At 56.5% G+C, this 628-nt stretch carries 2 rRNA genes; both read left to right on the top strand.

From position 1 onward, the window contains the following. Nucleotides 1-49 (top strand): 16S ribosomal RNA (locus tag KM934_RS13370); the annotation flags it as partial. Nucleotides 50-417: 368 nt separating this feature from the next. Further along, a 23S ribosomal RNA gene (locus KM934_RS12920) occupies nucleotides 418-628 on the top strand; the annotation flags it as partial.

The raw sequence follows: 628 nt of genomic DNA, 5'->3' as shown, positions 1-628 counted from the left end.
GTCGTAACAAGGTAGCCGTACCGGAAGGTGCGGCTGGAACACCTCCTTTCTGGAGAGGACGCTTATCAATAGGAAGTCTTTCAAACGGTGCGTTTCGCACCCCTCGGCTTCTTGTCTACGGAATCTGTCATTCCTTGGGAACCAAGTGAAGTTGGACAAGCCTGATGCTTGCCGCCAACCTGGCCAGGGAGCCCGCCCATGAGGGCGACGCCCCGCCGGTTCGACCCCGACGTTCTCAACCATCCCTTTTAGGGAACAAGATCTTTGACATATTGACACAAGCAAGACTGTAGAGCCTGTGCAGCCGCAAGGTTGTCATAGGCGAGGTAGAGTCCCCCTTGTGGGGCTCATCCACAAAACACAGCTGAAGTATGGGCGTCTCCCCCTGTCCCATGTGGACGGGTAGAGGAGAGTCAATCGAAAGTAGGAAAGGGCGCACGGCGGATGCCTTGGCTCATTCAGGCGAAGAAGGACGTGATAAGCTGCGATAAGCCGCGGGTAGGCGCAAATGGCCATTGATCCGCGGATTTCCGAATGGGACAACCCAGGCGGCAGGAGGCCGCCTATCCGGATCATTCCGGAGGCTAACCGGGGGAACTGAAACATCTTAGTACCCCGAGGAAGAGAA

The sequence above is a fragment of the Hallella faecis genome (assembly GCF_018789675.1).
GTDB lineage: Bacteria > Bacteroidota > Bacteroidia > Bacteroidales > Bacteroidaceae > Prevotella > Prevotella faecis.
Note: the sequence above shows the minus strand (reverse complement) of the source record. Positions and strands in the feature narration are given on the sequence as shown.